This window comes from Halorubrum sp. SP3, from assembly GCF_005435195.1.
Classification (GTDB): Archaea; Halobacteriota; Halobacteria; order Halobacteriales; family Haloferacaceae; genus Halorubrum; species Halorubrum sodomense.
This window is the reverse complement of the sequence record NZ_SGTU01000009.1, coordinates 20,784-33,605: the sequence shown is the minus strand read 5'-3', so window position 1 is coordinate 33,605 and position 12,822 is coordinate 20,784. Positions and strand designations below refer to the sequence as shown.

The window sequence follows — 12,822 nt, the reverse complement described above, 5'->3', positions numbered from 1 at the left end:
GAAAGCGTCCCGGAACTGGCCTAAAACCTTGACCGTTCGATTATCAGGTCCGAGAACTATCGCCCGACGGCGGGGGTGGCCGCCGCAACCGAGCGGGCCGGTCAGTCGGCCGAGACGCCGGGGGCGTCGAGCGCGGCGGCCAGCGGGTCGGCCCCCTCGTCGTCGACCGTGAGCGCGACGCCGTCGTCGTCGAGTTCGATCGCGGCGTCCGCGGCGTCGCGGACGTACTCGGCGGCGTGGTCGCCGTCCGGGTCGAACCGGACGCCCTCGGCGAGCAGCGGCGTCTCGCTCAGCAGTTCCACCTTCCGGTAGGCGGTCGAGAGCGCGATGTCGCAGTCCTCGGCGAGCTCGCTCGTCGTCTTCGGCGTCGCCGCGGCGGCGAGGATCGCCCGGCAGTCGGCGTCGGCGAGCGCCTCGAACGTCGCGTCGAGCGCCGCGTCGTCCTCGGTCGTCGTCGTGGCGTCGGTCGTCCGCGGGGGGCGTTTCATGTCTGTACGTACCCGCTCCAGCCCCCCGAACGGTTGCCCATCATATGCTGGGGGTTTTATACCGCGGTCCGGGCCCGCCAACGTTTTTGCCCGGGGCGGGTAGGGACGAACGAGATGGGATCGGGAATTCGGGCGGAGGTCTCGCTGCCGACCGCGCCGTCCCCGTTCGACGGCGTCGTCGACGGGACGATCCCCGTCACCGAGGTCTCGCGCTGTACGCCCGACGGCGACCGCGAACGGGTGGTCGTGGAGTTCATCGCGGGCGCCGACCTGTCGGTCCCCGACGGGGTCGAGGTCGTCTTCGACTACGGCGGCCGGGCGGCGTACCGGTTCGACGCCGCCGTCGACCCCGACTCGCCGTTCGCCGTCCTCGACCGGCACGAGACGCCCGTCTCGGAGGCGACGGTCCGCGACGGGCGACTCCGGATCACCTTCCACGCGAGCGACCTCCAGACGCTGCGGTCGGTGTTGGAGGCGTTCCGCGAGGGGTGTCCGGACATGGAGGTGTTGCGCCTGCTCCAGTCGACGACGACGCCGACGGAGTCGGACCTGGTGACCGTCGACCGGAGCGAGCTGACCGAGCGCCAGCGCGAGGTGCTCGCCGCCGCCTACGAGGCGGGCTACTTCGACCACCCGAAGGGGGCCAACGCCGGCGAGGTCGCGGAGTCGCTGGGGATCGGTCGGTCGACGTTCACGGAGCACGTCGCGGCCGCCCAGCGGAAGCTGTTCGGGGCGCTGTTAGATTAAGGATCGATGATCACGTTCCGAGGCCGCGGGAATCCGAGGCCCGTTTGATGGGCGTGGGTGTCGTACCCACGGGTATGACGGGGCGATCCACCCACACCTTCGTCTGCCCGGAGTGTCGGCGCTCGATCGAGGTGGACGACGCGATGCGGGCGACGCTGCTCGAGACGGGCTGCGTCGTCTGCGGCGCACCGGTCACCGAGGAGAACGTAGGCGAGACGCCGGCGATGAGCTGAGCGCCGGACCGCACGCTCGCGTGCCGCCGCCGGGCGCGGCGGCGCCGACGGACGGCCCGGGGGACCCTGCGCGCCGTCGTCTCGTTCCCTTTATCACCTCGTGCGAAGAAATTCGGGGTATGCCGACGAACAGCGAGGTCGAGATGTCGCCGGCCGAGGTGGACGCGCACCTGTCCCGTCACGAGACGGGCGTGCTCGCGCTCGCGCGCGACGACGCCCCGTACGCTATCCCGGTCTCCTACGGGTACGACGCCGACGAGCGCGCGTTGTACCTCCGGCTGGTGTCGACGCCCGACAGCGAGAAGCGCGAGTTCCTCGCGTCGACGCCGGAGGCCCGCGTGGTCGTCTACGAGGAGGACGGCGACGAGTACGCGAGCGTCGTCGGCGTCGGCCCCCTCGAACGGGTCGACCTCGACGAGCTCACCCCCGAGACGATCGCGCAGTACGGCGAGACGCAGCGCCCCCTCTTCGAGATCTGGGCCGACGACAAGCCGGACCTCGACATCGACCTCTACCGCTTCACGCCCGAGACGTTGACCGGGCGGACGGTCGTCGTCGAGCGCGATGAGGAGTAGGCGGTCGGGAGGGTGACCGATCGGGGACAGTGAGGCGACGATCGGGCCTGCGGAAGAACGATGATAGAGTTACGAGCGCATACCCCCGTCTTTAGGCGGGGGTCGAGCGGACAATAGCGTACACCTCCATCGACGACGCTACGGCTGGATTTCCCATCAATTCACCACCAGTATTAAGATACTCTGATACATAGTGTACAACGCAAATGAAGACCACACGGCACGCGACCTACAACCTCAACTACCACATAGTGTGGTTGCCGAAGTACCGCAACTCGGTACTCAAAGGCGAGGTCGCTGACCGTGTGCGAACCATCCTCCACGAAATTGCCGACGACAAGGGCCTCGAAATTCTCGATCTCACCGTCCAGCCCGACCACGTTCACCTGTTCGTCAGTAGTCCGCCCAAGAACGAACCGGCGCTCCTCGCCAACTGGTTCAAGGGTATCTCCTCACGCAAGTACAACCACCGCTACGCCGACCACGACGGCGAGAAAATCGGCTGGGCGCGAGGCTACTACGCAGGAACCGCCGGACACGTTTCCAGCGAGACTGTCGAGAACTACATCCAGCAACACACGGAGGGTGATTCGTGACCGAACTCACAAAGACGCTGGAACTCAAACTGGTAGAGCCGAACGCTCACAAGCGGCGGAAACTCCGAGAGACGCGAGAGGCGTACCAGCACGCCCTCCAAGACGCCTTCAACCAGAACTGTACCACACAGACTGAGGCGAACGACGTGGTGGTCACCTACAATCTGAGCGGGTACGCGAAGAACGCACTCAAACAGTACGTCCCGCAACTCACGGCGACCTACAACGCGGGCGAGCTACACGACGACCACCCTGTGCGCTTCACGAACGAGGGGCTACGACTCGACCACAAGCCCGAGAACGCGATCGAGTGGTACGTCAAAATCCCGCACCACGAGGACTACCACCTCTGGCTGCCAGCACAGCCGAATCCCAAACAACGAGACTGGCTCGAAGCGGTGAACGCTGGTGACGCGACGATGGGTGAGAGCCGGCTGTTCGAGCGAGATGGGATGTGGTTTATCCACGTTACTGCCACTCGCAACGTGGAGGAACGCTCCGGGGCGTCTGCCGAGAAACGGATACCTATCGGAGTGGACATCGGGGAAGCGTCACTCGTCACGGTGTGTCACCGCGACGATCACGGGTCCCCGACCGCGCCCAAACTGTGGGCCGACGAGGGTAAGACCGTTCGTCAGCTCCGCAAAACCTACTTCACCGCCAAGCGCCGACTCCAGACGCGCGGAAGCGAGCGTATCGCAGAGTCCTTTGGCGACGACCTGTGGAACCGGATCGAAAATGTGTTCCACCATGTCACCCGCGAAGTCGTGGAGTACGCCGAGTCCATCAAGAACCCCGTGTTCGTTCTAGAAGACTTGACCTACATTCGGGAATCGATGGACTACGGCGAGTATATGAATCGGCGTCTCCACGGATGGGGATTCGCCAAACTCCATGCGCAGATACGCTACAAGGCCGTCGAGAAGGGTATCCCCGTTGAGACGGTACACCCGCGCAACACCTCGAAGGAGTGCCACGCGTGCGGTGAGGTAGGCTACCGCCCGCGTCAGGCGACGTTCACGTGTACGAACGATGCTTGCTGGGTGGGTGAGTATCAAGCGGACGTGAACGGAGCGATAAATATCGCAGACCGCTACCTCAGCGGAGAGAGCCATTCAAGAGAACACACGGATGGCGATGACTCGGCTGAGGATGGGGGGCGTTTGACCGCCCCACAAGACAGCCACGCCGATGCTGAGACCCAGCAAGGGACGCGTGGAACGAATGCGTCTTGAAACCGCAGGGCCGCTCTCGGCCTGAAATCCCGTGGTGGGATTCCCGCGTCTTCAGGCGCGGGAGGGGGTCAATTTGTGGTTGACATCCTCCCCGCCTTGAGAAGCGGGATTTTTATTTTGTAACTTCCAGAACACCACACGAATGGCGTCCAGTAGCGATTCCACGACCTCGGTCGACGACGAGGTCCGCCGCCTGTACGAGCGGTATCAGTCGGCCGAGACGGACGCGGAACGCCGAGCGATCGCCTTAGAGATGGGTGAACTCGACGGTCGACGCCACGCGGTCATCTACGAGCGACTCGAAACGGAGTAACTGTTTTCTCGGGTCCCAGCTCTCAGTGCGACTCGATCCGAACGCGCTCGCCGAGCATCGTCCGCGGCGAGCGCCGCCGCTGGCGGCGTGAGCGCGACGAGGAGTAGCGATTTTCTGATCTGTCGGCGTTCGTTTCGCGTTCTCGGGAGGAGTCACGGCGCGGCCGCGGCCGCGTCGTCGGCCTCCGGATCGAACGGGAGGTTGATAACGAGTTCGTCGAACCAGACGACCGGGCGCTTGCTTTGGCCGTCCTCCTCGAAGAAGATGATTCCCAACCGGGCGAGCCGGCTGAGTTCCTCGTGAACGTTCTTCACGTCCCGATCGACGACACGTGCGGTCTCGTTGATGCTCTCCGGCTCCTCCCGGCGGATCGCTTCGATGAGATCGAGGACGCGCGGCGTCAGCGTCGCCATGAGGTCGTCGTAGCTGGCGAACGCGAGCGTGGGCGTGGCGTCGGCCGCGTCGCCCCGTTTGAGCGTCTCGATCGCGTCGGTGACGTCGTCGTGGAACTCGCCCGGCGGGTTCACCGTCACGACGAGGGTCGATTCGGCTCGAAGCCGTTCGCGCTCCATCGGATGTCGCGGCGGCGTGGTGTCGGTCATGGGTATCACCGTGGCGTCGTCGGTTAGTGAGGCCACACATCCATTGGTACATAGACCAATGGTATCAGATTATTGTTCATCGAGCATTTGGATGCCACGCTCCACGACCGTCTCAGAGATGAACAAACTCGTTTCACGTTGGAGTGCGCGCATACGAGATTTCGCCTCGTCCTTACCGAGTACCTTGCGACCGTAGCCGAGCGCGATAATGCCGACGGTACCGTGTACGTCGACGCCAGCGTCGGTTGCGGCCTCCCGGGCAGCAAGGTCATCCGTCAGCAGGACGACGCTTCGATCCTTCGCGATCGCAATTGCGGCGCGCTCTCCGGCATCCAGTTCTGTTTCGTCAACTCGACGTTCGTCGGCTTCGACGAGTTCGTACGAGAGATCCGATAACCCGGCAGGAACACCACCGGACTCGACTTCCTCGTAGACGGTCTTTGGAACGAGGAGCGTGTCGAACGTCGCGAGTAGTTCAAGCGAATCGATTTCGGCAAGATGAATGAGCGGTCCCGCGTCCGAGACTGCCGCGAGTGTCACGCGTTCAAGCCCCAATCGACGTCATCCTCGACGACCGAACGCTCTCGGTCGGCTCGCTCGACCGTCGCCCGCCCGACGCGGTCGATCGCCGCCGCACGGTCGAGGTCGCCGGCGAGGTACTGCGCGAGGACGAGATCTTTCCAGAGGGCTTCGAGGCCTCGTTCGAGGGCGCGCTCGAAGACTTCGGACTCGGAGAGCTCGCGAGCCGCCGCAATTTCGCGAACGCGGTCGGAGATCTCAGCAGCCATGCCGTATTCTTATCCGCCAACGTTCTTAAATCCGCGTCCGCTGCGGGGAAAATCCCAGATCCCGAACCGAGTCACGAGTCGCTCTCGGCGTCGTCGAACGCAGCGCGGGCGGCGTCGAAGCGGTCACGGTCTCGACCACGGAGGCGGTCGACCACGTTTTTCGCAGTTTCAGCGTCGGCTTCGGAAAGGAGGCCGGCCGTATCCTCTGGATCCGGATCACGCGTCATAGATCGCAGTTGAACGGCGATTTCAAAGAGCATTCCGCCGGTCAGGAGTCGTTTTTCTCGGAAGCGACGAGCGAACTGGCGTCAGAACACGACCCGATCACGACGAGCGCAAGCGCCGCCGCTGGCCGAGTCGAGCGCGATAAAAAAAAACCGCGTGTGGGTCGGCCCGCGAGGGCCGATGGTTAGTGACTGCGAGTCGCGACCGCGGCAGCGACGTTAGTCGTTGCGGCGGGTCGCGAGCAGCGCAGCGGCGATGAGCGCGACGAGCGCGACGATGGCACCGAAGCCGGGCGTGCTGCCGTCGGTGGAGCCGGAGCCGTCACCGGAGCCGTCGCCGGAGCCGTCACCGGAGCCATCACCGGAGCCGTCACCGGAGCCGTCACCGGAGCCGTCACCGGAGCCGTCGCCGGAGCCGTCACCGGTGCCGTCGCCGGTACCGGAGTCGGCGGCTTCGAGCGTCAGCGTCGCGGTCTGGCTGCCGTCGTCCGTGAAGACGCCGTGCTCGTACTCGCCAGCGTCGAGACCGGACGTGTCGACGTCCGCGAACTCGACGGTGGTGCTGTTACCGGCACCCAGCGTGACTTCCTGACTGGCGACCGAGTTACCGCCAACGCGGAACTCGACAGTCTGGGTGGCCTCCTGGCCGCCGGTGTTCTCGATGGTGGCCGTGATGGTCAGCGCGTCGCCGACCGTCGCGGTCACGTCCTGCGGGTTGAGCTCCGAAACCGCGAAGTTCGCGGGCTCGGAGACAGCCTCGACGACAACGCCGTCAGTGCTCAGCTCGGTCGTGAGCGGCGACTGCCGCGTCGAGACGGTGAACGTGTCGTTCACGCTCTGCTCGCTGAAGTCGAGGGAGGCCGAGAAGGTGCCGTCCGGCTGGACGACGACCGACTCGGCATTCTTGATGAAGTTCGTCTCAGCACTGTCACTCTGGACACGCAGCGCGAACTCCGTACCAGGCGCGACGTTCATCTCGCCCGCGATGGACTGATTCTCGGCGTTGCCGACCTCAACCGGATCGAGGTCGAAGGAACCTTCAGCCTCAACGGCATCGAAGGTCGCGTTCGCCGACTCGTACGCGGCCTCGATGTCGTCAGTGCTGTCGTCCTGTTCAGCGTCGGTCAGGAGCGGCTCCTGAACGCTGAAGTCAGCGGTGTACTCGTCGTCGGCCTGAATGCCGTCGACGTTGCCGTTGTCTTCAAGCGCACTGTTGACCGTGTCGAGGTCGAGGAACACGTAGTAGTCGCCGTTCTCGTCGTCGTAGACGACGTCGACGGCCTGCTCGAACTCGGAGGCGCTGAAGTCGTCAACAGCGTTGATCTCGTTGGCTTCCTGGTTCGCACCGGGGTTCTGCTCGGTGAACGTCAGGCTTGCCGCGTGGATCGTGTCAGTGTTGTAGGTGTTCGTGGTACTGAGCAGGTCGTAGAGCGCCGCAGCGTTGTTGTTGGCGCCCTGCGCGTCGAGGACACCTTCGAGACCGGTCGCGGAGATCTGGTGGACCAGCACGTCGCTGGGGTTACCGAGTGCGACCGTGTCCGTCTGGGTCACGACGCCATCCTCGACGCCGTTCAGAATGGCGTCGACAGCGGCGGCGTCACCGTCTTCGTCCTGAACGTCCACGACGTCGTCGCGGACATCAGGGGTGGTGCGCCAGAGCTGCATGTCGCCAGTGGAACGCTCCTCGATGATGAGCGAGCCGATGTCGGTCGAGTCCTCGATCGCGGCGCTCGCGTCCGTACCGCTAACCGCAGTCGGACTCACGGTGACATCGTAGTCGCCCGTGTCGAGGAGGTCGGTGAGACCGCCAGTCTCGGCTTCGAGAGTGACGCTGTCGTCGTCGTTCGCCACGTCGACGAGGGTACCGCTACCAGCGCCGCCGGCGGCGTACGTGTTGAACAGCAGGTTAACTTCGCCGTCGCCACTGCCGTCCTCGACGGTGATGTTAGCCTGGTAGTTGGTGTCTTCGAGGTCGCCGACCACGACGGTACCGGTCGAGGTCTCGGTGAACTCGACAGTGATGTTCGCGATGTCACCCTGGGCAACGGTGGTGCTGCCTTCGGGGAGTGCGAGTTCGCCTTCACCGGCCTCACTGACCTGAACCTCGCCGGTCTGGGCCGTGATGTCGGTGGCGTCGTGCGTGACGACGACCGTGTAGTTACCTGTTTCCGAGGGTGCCTCGAAGCTGTCCGTGACCTGACCAGCACCGTCGAAGGTACCGGTCACGGTGTCGACGGGGCTGTCCTCGTCGACATCCGCGTCAGCCTCGAAGAGCTCCGCAGTGTAGGCGCCCTGCGGGTCGTTGGAGTTAGCGTCGAATTCGATGGTCTCGTCCGTCTGGACCTGCTCGTCGACGAGCTCGGCCTCAAGGCCGAGGTCCAGCAGCGTCACGTTGACGCGATCAGTCGAGGAACCATCGTCGAACCGGAACACGTACTCGCCGCCACCGAGGTTATCGGTGTCGTAATTGAATTCCGTACCAGGTGCGGTGCTGACCGTGTCGACACGGGTGCCCTGGTTGTTAGAGGCGTCTTGGTCGAACTCGAAGATGGCAATCTCCGTTGCCGAGCCAGCAGTGAACCCTTCAAGCCGGATAACCTCACCGGAGAAGGCTTCAGTGTCCGCGTCACCCTGACCGATGGTCGTTGAGGTTTCTTCGAGCGTCTTGAACTCGGACGTCTCTTCGTTGCTGAAGTCGTCCGTGAAGACGTGTTCGACACGGTTGTCGCTCGAGACATCGCTCGTGTTGAAATCGATGTCTAGGTTGAAGGTACCGTTGTGGGAGGTACCATCGGCAGAGGAGTCAGAGACGTTGAACGTGATCGTCTCGTCGTCCGCATTCAGGCTGACCTGATCGAGGGAGACACCAGTCGGGAGACTCGACGCGGTGATGTCCGTCGCCGCGTCGTCAATCTGGACGCCAGCAGCGAGCGCTTCGCTGATGTCGACCGTAACCTGGTTGTCTCCGTCGTTCGGGACACCGATGTCAACGGCCTGAGTCTGAGTGACCGGGCTGTCCTCTTCCGCGAGGTCAGCACCACTGGTCACGCTAACGTCCTGAACACCAGGCTCGACCGCGTCGAAGGTCGGCGACATGGTGGTAGACCCGTCGCCAACGGTGTACGAAACACCAGCAGCCGCCGAGAGGTCAGTCGTGTCGTGAGTGATGTCGACGGAGACGTTGGTGTTCGTGTCACTACCGTCAGTCGTCTGGACGACGACCGTGTTGTTGCTACTGAAGTAAGTAGCGTTGTCGATGGTGTCGTCACCAGGAGATGTCGCGCTGACACTCTGCGGAGCCGCACCAGCAGAGACAGCGGCACTCACGTCAATCGTAATCTTTGCGCCTGCAGTATCAGAGTCTACGGTTACTGTCTGCACCGTAGAGTCCTGTCCGATGGCCACGTCACCGGCAGAAGCCGACGTGACAGCGGCCGCGGCCGGCGCAGCAGCGAAGCCGGCAGCGACCACGGACAGAACCATAACCGCCGCGAAGAAGACCGCGTTGGCCTTCTTGCGTGTGGTATTGTCGTTTGTCATTGTTGTGTTGTGTTCTGCGTCGCGACACCCTGCTTTGCCCCGATCTCGATCGCCCGTTTGTCGTCGTCCAACATCCCATCGAGGGCGCGGCCGGACTTGATCGGACTTACTCGCGTCGGCGTCGCATTTCACACCGTCTAGGTGTTCCGGGTAGGGCTGCGTCCGTAACAACTGGCGTCGAGTATAAATGCTTTGTGTGGTCTCCTGAAGTGTGTGAACGCCACACACACCACGTAGCGGGCGTCAGACGGTCGTTTTCAATGTTGAGAGTGTCGAACGGAGACAGCCGTTCTGGGGTGGTGTAGCCGGTTCCGTGTAGGTCCAACGACCGGAACATCTACATACTCGCTGTGGCGAACATAAAACAGGGTTCGGACCCTCTCAGGCGACTGGGTGCTGATTTTCAGGGTAGGGACCTGCCCAGTCGTCTGCGTTCCCGTTCCGACGAGTGTTCTGAGTACGGTCAGTCCTCCGTCTCGTCGAACGCCTTCGCAGTAGCCGCACTCCACGAGCCGAACCGCCGCTGGTACGTAGTACACCCGTACGCGCCGTGGTCGGTCATGTCGTTCATCGAGGGACGCTTCTCCAGGTCGTCACTGAGTCGATGGAGTTCGGCAAGTAGTTCCTCGTCTGTCGGCCCGCGATCCGCGTCGAAGCCCGCCGCGTCGAGCGCCTCGCGCCACGACCCGAACCGGTTTCGGTACTGCTTCTCGGTGTACTGGCCGGCGTCTCGGACGTCCAGTAGCGAGGGCACCTTGTCGCGCTCATCGTGAAGCCGGTGGAGGTCCGCGAGCAGCTCGTCATCGCTTGGCCGGTCAGGCTCGGTCTCGAGCCCGGCCGCTTCGAGGGCCTCACTCCACGAACCGAACCGCCGCTGATAGGTCGCGATCCCGTGATTCCCCGCCTCGACGACGTCGGTCGCAGTGGGCACGCGGCCGAGGTCCTCACGGAGGCGGTGGAGATCGGCGAGTAGCGCGTCATCTGATACCTGCTGGTGACGGCTCGACCGGTCCGCCGGGTCGAGTCCGGCCGCTTCGAGGGCTTCGGCCCACGACCCGTACCGCTTTGTGTACGTGCGTGCGCGATGGTCTCCGTGTTCGACCATCTCTGTGAAGCGCGGTGGCTCGCCGAGCTCGTCCGCGAGCTCTCGGAGATCGTTGAGCAGCTCGTCAGTCGATACTTTTGGCCCGGGTGTGGCCGGGTCGTCCGGTTCGGCCACCGCTCGCGACTGGAAAAAATTGTCAGCGTCGATGTGATCGAAGGCGGTATCGAGCGCCTCGGCCCACGACCCGAATCGATTCTTGTACGTTGAGGGCCAGTACTCGCCCTGGTCTTTCATCTCCTCGATCGTGGGGGCGCGGCCGACCTCGTCGTGAAGGCGCTGGAGTTCGTCGAGAAGGTCTTCGGTCGGGATACGCTTCTGGGGATCGTTCGGCTCGAATCCGGCCTTCGCGACGGCGGCGTTCCACGAGTCGAACCGGCGGAGGACGGTCGTGTCGGCGATGTCGCTGTGGTCGCAGAACTGTTGGAGCGAGGGCGCGCCGTCGGCGTCGGCGACGTCGGCGACGCGGCGGATCTCGTCGAGGAGGTCCGCGTCCGAGTACCGGGGCATATTCGAGGGAGTATTCCGGTCCTCCTCGGAGAACCGATAGCCGTCTCGGTCTCGCGGTTCCGCGACGAGCGTCGACAGTTCCTCGGTCGTGGAAATCACGTCGCAGTGGATCGCCGCCTGTAACAACAGGACGAGATCCCACACCTCGACGCCGACCTGTGCTCCACGCGTGCCGACGTGCGCGTCGTCGGTCACGAGTCGCGCGTCACGCTGCGACGCGATCGCGAGGCACCGCGCGTCAGTCGAGGAAAGCGCGTGATCGCCCAGATCGTCCGCCAGTTCGAGTTCGGCTCCCGTCGGAGCGACGATTTCGAGCCAGCCGTCGTTGTACGATTTGACGGCGTCGATACGCGTGACAAAATCGTATCCCTCGGCCGCGGCACGGTCGAGTTCGTCGATGACCGACAGCGGCGTCTCGACGGTCTCGAACACCGACGGGAGCAGTTCCAGCCGGTCGATCTTCGCGAGGGAACTCAGGACGTTGTTGTCGATGAGCGCCATCCGTCGATTACTCGAGGAACGTCCCCAGGCGATCCTCGCGGACGGACTCGCTCAGGAATCCGGCCTCCCGATCGATCCCCCGATCCGCGAGTTCGCGCACGAAGGACTCAGTCGAGACGCCGGCCAGTTCTGCCCCCCGGTTGAGACTCACCGCTCCGGTGCGGTACTTCTCGACCGCGAGCGAGAGCCGAAGCTCCGGACGCCGACGCAACAGCTCGCGGACGGCCTCCTCGACCACGGCGTCGGTGTCGTCGTAGCCGCCGGCGGCCGCGATGGCATCGAGGTCCGCTTCGAGCCCGGACATATGACTCGCTATGTCGGAACTACGGATAAATATGCTGCCGCACTCGATATCGCCGCCGACTTATCTCCCGTCTGACTCCCACAGCGCGCCGACCCGCTCGTCGACCCACGGCAGCACGGCCCCCTCGATGACACGCGTGAGGTCCGTCGCGTAGCTCCGGTCGACCGCGGCTGTCGTGTCTGCGTCCGGGAGCGGATGGAAGTGGTCCCGCGTGTTGTGCGGCTGGTCGTGGCGGTCCCATCGACACTGCCGCCGGTCGCCGGCGCGTCGCTCGTGGTACGAGACGTGAAAGTCACCGTTCGTGTACGCGCGGAGTTCGAGCGAGACGACCCCGACGAGTTCGGGGTGGTACTCGGCGTCGAGCGTCACGGCGAGACGCTCCGGCTTGTTCGTGGGGAACAGCGACGTCTGGCTCACCTCGTCCCGTCGACCGAACGCGCGACCGAGATACCGGAGGGTCGCCTCGTCGACGGACCGCGACGGGGCGGACTCGGTCACGCAGCGTTCTCCTCGGCGGACAAGTCGGAGCCGCGACCGCGCCGGACGGCCTCCAGCCGGTCGATCCGTTCCCTGACGGTGTGCCACTCGCTCAACGCGAGCCACACCGTCTCGACGTCGTCGTACTCCGCGTGGTCGAGCGCGTCGACGTCGGTCGGCGACTCGGCGTCGAAGCGCTCTCGAAACGCCGCCTCGCGGTCGGTGAGCTCGGCGAGCCTGTCGTGGAGCTCGTCGCGTGATAGGGCTTCGAGTCGGTTTCGGAGTCGCCACTCGAAATACGATTCGTTGCGGGCGAACGTGAGCGGCGACTCCGAGACGCGTTCGACGACGCCGATGTCGGCCAGCCGCTTGAGATGCCGCCGCGCGGTGTCCGGCGCGCAGGCGGCGCGCTCCGCGATCTCCGACACCCCCGCCGGGTCGTACAGCTGAAGCGCGACCCGGTACACGCGTTCGTCGGCGGGCTCGGCGTCGAGGTCCGCGCTGAAACCCTCGGCGAGTCCGAACTCCTCGCCCGGCTCGTCGACAGGCATACTCGTCAGTAACAGCAGCGACTATATAATTCTGGT

16 protein-coding genes are annotated in these 12,822 nt (G+C 64.4%); 6 read left to right on the top strand and 10 right to left on the bottom strand.

Going from position 1 to position 12,822, the window contains the following annotated elements; all coding sequences use genetic code 11:
- Positions 1-101 precede the first annotated feature (101 nt).
- Positions 102-488, bottom strand: coding sequence for a helix-turn-helix domain-containing protein (locus EXE42_RS08645; RefSeq protein ID WP_137694177.1), 387 nt, complete (start codon positions 486-488; stop codon positions 102-104).
- Positions 489-602: 114 nt separating this feature from the next.
- On the opposite strand from EXE42_RS08645, the gene EXE42_RS08640 reads away from it, so the two are divergent.
- The 6 genes from EXE42_RS08640 to EXE42_RS19295 all read left to right on the top strand — a co-directional run bounded on the left by EXE42_RS08640 (position 603) and on the right by EXE42_RS19295 (position 4,187).
- The gene (locus EXE42_RS08640) at positions 603-1,235 is read left to right on the top strand and encodes a helix-turn-helix domain-containing protein (RefSeq protein WP_137706329.1); all 633 of its coding nucleotides are present in this window, start codon (positions 603-605) and stop codon (positions 1,233-1,235) included.
- 74 nt (positions 1,236-1,309) lie between these two features.
- Positions 1,310-1,468 carry a hypothetical protein gene (locus tag EXE42_RS19300; protein ID WP_167603347.1) on the top strand — a complete coding sequence of 53 codons (159 nt, stop codon included), beginning with the start codon at positions 1,310-1,312 and terminating at the stop codon, positions 1,466-1,468.
- Positions 1,469-1,587: 119 nt separating this feature from the next.
- Positions 1,588-2,043: a pyridoxamine 5'-phosphate oxidase family protein gene (locus EXE42_RS08635; RefSeq protein ID WP_092920791.1), complete on the top strand. Its 456-nt coding sequence runs from the start codon at positions 1,588-1,590 to the stop codon at positions 2,041-2,043.
- A 206-nt stretch (positions 2,044-2,249) separates the two neighbouring features.
- The gene (gene tnpA, locus EXE42_RS08630) at positions 2,250-2,639 is read left to right on the top strand and encodes an IS200/IS605 family transposase (RefSeq protein WP_096393431.1); all 390 of its coding nucleotides are present in this window, start codon (positions 2,250-2,252) and stop codon (positions 2,637-2,639) included.
- On the top strand, positions 2,636-3,874 hold the full coding sequence (locus EXE42_RS08625) for an RNA-guided endonuclease TnpB family protein (RefSeq protein ID WP_137706328.1): 1,239 nt from the start codon (positions 2,636-2,638) through the stop codon (positions 3,872-3,874). The genes tnpA and EXE42_RS08625 overlap by 4 nt, the downstream gene beginning before the upstream one ends.
- 142 nt (positions 3,875-4,016) lie before the next feature.
- Positions 4,017-4,187, top strand: a complete 171-nt coding sequence (locus EXE42_RS19295; protein WP_167603345.1) for a hypothetical protein — start codon at positions 4,017-4,019, stop codon at positions 4,185-4,187.
- A gap of 152 nt (positions 4,188-4,339) precedes the next feature.
- Here the strand turns inward: EXE42_RS19295 and EXE42_RS08620 are convergent, their stop codons facing one another.
- The 9 genes from EXE42_RS08620 to EXE42_RS08585 form a co-directional block, all read right to left on the bottom strand.
- Positions 4,340-4,789, bottom strand: coding sequence for a hypothetical protein (locus tag EXE42_RS08620; RefSeq protein WP_241988358.1), 450 nt, complete (start codon positions 4,787-4,789; stop codon positions 4,340-4,342).
- A gap of 69 nt (positions 4,790-4,858) precedes the next feature.
- Positions 4,859-5,329, bottom strand: a complete 471-nt coding sequence (locus EXE42_RS08615; RefSeq protein ID WP_092920789.1) for a nucleic acid-binding protein — start codon at positions 5,327-5,329, stop codon at positions 4,859-4,861.
- Positions 5,326-5,577: a hypothetical protein gene (locus EXE42_RS08610; RefSeq protein WP_092920788.1), complete on the bottom strand. Its 252-nt coding sequence runs from the start codon at positions 5,575-5,577 to the stop codon at positions 5,326-5,328. The genes EXE42_RS08615 and EXE42_RS08610 overlap by 4 nt, the downstream gene beginning before the upstream one ends.
- Before the next feature lie 71 nt (positions 5,578-5,648).
- Positions 5,649-5,804: a hypothetical protein gene (locus EXE42_RS18545; protein ID WP_158293485.1), complete on the bottom strand. Its 156-nt coding sequence runs from the start codon at positions 5,802-5,804 to the stop codon at positions 5,649-5,651.
- A 216-nt stretch (positions 5,805-6,020) separates the two neighbouring features.
- Positions 6,021-9,341: a BGTF surface domain-containing protein gene (locus EXE42_RS08605; RefSeq protein WP_137706327.1), complete on the bottom strand. Its 3,321-nt coding sequence runs from the start codon at positions 9,339-9,341 to the stop codon at positions 6,021-6,023.
- A gap of 463 nt (positions 9,342-9,804) precedes the next feature.
- Complete coding sequence (locus tag EXE42_RS19290) at positions 9,805-11,454, bottom strand: homing endonuclease associated repeat-containing protein (protein ID WP_199240743.1); 1,650 nt, start codon at positions 11,452-11,454, stop codon at positions 9,805-9,807.
- A 7-nt stretch (positions 11,455-11,461) separates the two neighbouring features.
- Complete coding sequence (locus EXE42_RS08595; RefSeq protein ID WP_137694173.1) at positions 11,462-11,758, bottom strand: UPF0175 family protein; 297 nt, start codon at positions 11,756-11,758, stop codon at positions 11,462-11,464.
- A gap of 60 nt (positions 11,759-11,818) precedes the next feature.
- On the bottom strand, positions 11,819-12,256 hold the full coding sequence (locus EXE42_RS08590; protein ID WP_137706326.1) for a hypothetical protein: 438 nt from the start codon (positions 12,254-12,256) through the stop codon (positions 11,819-11,821).
- Positions 12,253-12,786, bottom strand: coding sequence for an ArsR family transcriptional regulator (locus EXE42_RS08585; protein WP_137706325.1), 534 nt, complete (start codon positions 12,784-12,786; stop codon positions 12,253-12,255). Before EXE42_RS08585 ends, EXE42_RS08590 begins: the two co-directional genes overlap by 4 nt.
- Between the last annotated feature and the right edge of the window lie 36 nt (positions 12,787-12,822).

What these genes read in the sequence shown, in the direction of transcription:
- EXE42_RS08645 (WP_137694177.1), bottom strand. Translation starts at nt 488, where the DNA reads ATGAAACGCCCCCCGCGGACGACCGACGCCACGACGACGACCGAGGAC.
- EXE42_RS08640 (WP_137706329.1), top strand. Translation starts at nt 603, where the DNA reads ATGGGATCGGGAATTCGGGCGGAGGTCTCGCTGCCGACCGCGCCGTCC.
- EXE42_RS19300 (WP_167603347.1), top strand. Translation starts at nt 1,310, where the DNA reads ATGACGGGGCGATCCACCCACACCTTCGTCTGCCCGGAGTGTCGGCGC.
- EXE42_RS08635 (WP_092920791.1), top strand. Translation starts at nt 1,588, where the DNA reads ATGCCGACGAACAGCGAGGTCGAGATGTCGCCGGCCGAGGTGGACGCG.
- tnpA (WP_096393431.1), top strand. Translation starts at nt 2,250, where the DNA reads ATGAAGACCACACGGCACGCGACCTACAACCTCAACTACCACATAGTG.
- EXE42_RS19295 (WP_167603345.1), top strand. Translation starts at nt 4,017, where the DNA reads ATGGCGTCCAGTAGCGATTCCACGACCTCGGTCGACGACGAGGTCCGC.
- EXE42_RS08620 (WP_241988358.1), bottom strand. Translation starts at nt 4,789, where the DNA reads ATGACCGACACCACGCCGCCGCGACATCCGATGGAGCGCGAACGGCTT.
- EXE42_RS08610 (WP_092920788.1), bottom strand. Translation starts at nt 5,577, where the DNA reads ATGGCTGCTGAGATCTCCGACCGCGTTCGCGAAATTGCGGCGGCTCGC.
- EXE42_RS18545 (WP_158293485.1), bottom strand. Translation starts at nt 5,804, where the DNA reads ATGACGCGTGATCCGGATCCAGAGGATACGGCCGGCCTCCTTTCCGAA.
- EXE42_RS08605 (WP_137706327.1), bottom strand. Translation starts at nt 9,341, where the DNA reads ATGACAAACGACAATACCACACGCAAGAAGGCCAACGCGGTCTTCTTC.
- EXE42_RS19290 (WP_199240743.1), bottom strand. Translation starts at nt 11,454, where the DNA reads ATGGCGCTCATCGACAACAACGTCCTGAGTTCCCTCGCGAAGATCGAC.
- EXE42_RS08595 (WP_137694173.1), bottom strand. Translation starts at nt 11,758, where the DNA reads ATGTCCGGGCTCGAAGCGGACCTCGATGCCATCGCGGCCGCCGGCGGC.
- EXE42_RS08585 (WP_137706325.1), bottom strand. Translation starts at nt 12,786, where the DNA reads ATGCCTGTCGACGAGCCGGGCGAGGAGTTCGGACTCGCCGAGGGTTTC.